At 62.0% G+C, this 2,169-nt stretch carries 1 protein-coding gene; it reads right to left on the reverse strand.

Annotated features, from left to right (window positions below; translation table 11 throughout):
- Window positions 1-130 precede the first annotated feature (130 nt).
- Window positions 131-1,561, reverse strand: coding sequence for a group II intron reverse transcriptase/maturase (gene ltrA / locus SK803_RS46280; protein ID WP_319972632.1), 1,431 nt, complete (start codon window positions 1,559-1,561; stop codon window positions 131-133).
- Window positions 1,562-2,169 lie beyond the last annotated feature (608 nt).

A 2,169-nucleotide genomic window follows, 5' to 3' on the forward strand; every position in this document is an offset into this window, starting at 1 on the left:
GTGAGGTCGACTCGGAGCGCCCTGTCAGCATTGCTGTTGATGGGTTTCTCCGAGCCGCCTCCCGAACCCGGCGTGCCCATTACTGAGCACCGGGCTCTCCATGATTCCCGTCGGCCGATTGCTGATTTCCTTACCTGATGGCCGCCCATGGCGTCGAGATCCTTGTCCCTCGATACCGGTAGCGGGTGGTACGCACCCGCCCCGGTTCGAAAAGCCGTCCCAGCGCCGTAATCGGCCACCAACCGCCGCCGCAGTAACGGCGACGTAGTTCCTTCCAGGTAATCCGAGGATGTTTACGCCTTATCCACCTGATGACCTGCCTCCAGGTGAGGTGGCTCAGCCAATGAAAGGTGGAACTGGACACACCCGGCTGGAAGTAGGCGCACCAGCCCCGCAAGGCCGGATTAAGCCGACCGAGCAGAACCGATAACGGCCGGCTGACGTCCTGTCGACACAGCTTCTTCACCTTCACTGCGACGGCCTTAACCGCCTTCTTGCACGGATAGGTGTAGATGTGCCGCTGATCGCTACCTCTCTGTCGATGGCGCTGGATACGCCACCCGACAAAGTCGATCCCCTCGTCGATATGAGTGATCACCGTTTTGGTCACCGACAAGCACAGACCCATCGGTGCCACCACCGCCGCCACCACGTCACGCAACTGCTCCGCGTGCTCGCGGGTACCCGACACCAGAACCAGGAAATCATCCGCATACCGCACAAGCCGATAATTGGCCTGACCCTGGCGCCGCCGTTTGGTGCGCTCCCACCCCGATGTGGCCGGACCGCCTGCGGCCTGGGCGAAGTAATCGTCCAGGACCGACAGCGCGATATTGGCCAGCAAGGGCGAGAGAATGCCACCCTGCGGAGTACCGGCATGGCTGTCCCGCACCGCGCCGTCCTGGCTCAGGATTCCCGCTTTGAGGAATGTCTTCACCAAGGCCAGAACCCGCTTGTCCCCGACACGAACACGCACCCGGTCCATCAGGGCCACATGGTCGATCGTGTCGAAACACGCCTCGATATCGCCTTCGACCACCCACTCATACGAGCGCTTAGCCAGAAACCGAGTCTCGGCGATCGCGTCCTGTGCACGGCGATTCGGCCGGAACCCATAGGAACATGGCCGGAAGTCGGCCTCCCAAATAGGCTCCAACACCAGCTTCAACGACGCTTGCACCACCCGATCCGCGACAGTGGGGATCCCCAACCGGCGTAACTTTCCGCCAGCCTTGGGAATCATCCGCTCCCGCACCGGAACCGGCCGGAAACTACCGTCCTTCACCCACGACCGCAGGGTGTCGAGAAAAGTCTCGACACCCTGCCCGTCACGAATGCGTGAGACAGTCACCCCATCCACACCAGCGGTACGCGCGCCCTTGTTACTCCGCACCCTCTCCCACGCCACCAACAAGAACGCGGGATCGGTCACGAGATTAAACAGATCATCAAACCGGCGATCGGAATCATCCTTCGCCCAACGGTGCAACTTGGCCTGGATCTCCAGTACCCGGCGCTCAGCCCAATACAAGGCCGACTCATCCGGCTCACGAGTATTCACCCGCGTCCTCCCGGCATTCCAGCATCCTCCATCGCAGAATCACTGGTCCCCTTCGCCATGTGCACGCCTTTCGCGCGCTCGGACTACTACGAGACCTCCGCCCCATCCCGTGACCATCAGCCGGCAAACGAGCCTGCCTCATTCCGAACTGGCCGCCCGGAGAACGAGGCGATCACGGATGGTTCCCACGTTCACTCGATGTTCGATCGACCAGGCAGGCACCCAGCTCTACCCCGGCAGCCTCGCCGTGTCTACGCCGCAGACATTCGACACGGCCTCCACGCCGACCACGAGAAGCGGCGATAGAGTCGCTTCCATCGTAAGAATGGAAACGCGCACTGCACCCCGGCCCATATCCACCAGATTTGGAGCCGGTTCTACTCTTACGGGGCGTCAACCACTGATTCGCTCACGCTGTACCCTCTGGTCTCGCTTGCCGAACCCGCATTATCTGGCAGTGCTAACACGTCCCGGCGTTGTCGGAGCTGCTTTCCGCCCTCTCCGGCGTTCCCCGGATCAGACTGCTCCCAGCTTCACCCGACTGCTGCGACAGCCGAACGGCGAAGGTCTTTCACCTCCGCTCGAACTTCAAGCGCCTCGTGGCGCAC

This window comes from Lentzea miocenica (assembly GCF_033949945.1).
Lineage (GTDB): Bacteria > Actinomycetota > Actinomycetes > Mycobacteriales > Pseudonocardiaceae > Lentzea > Lentzea miocenica.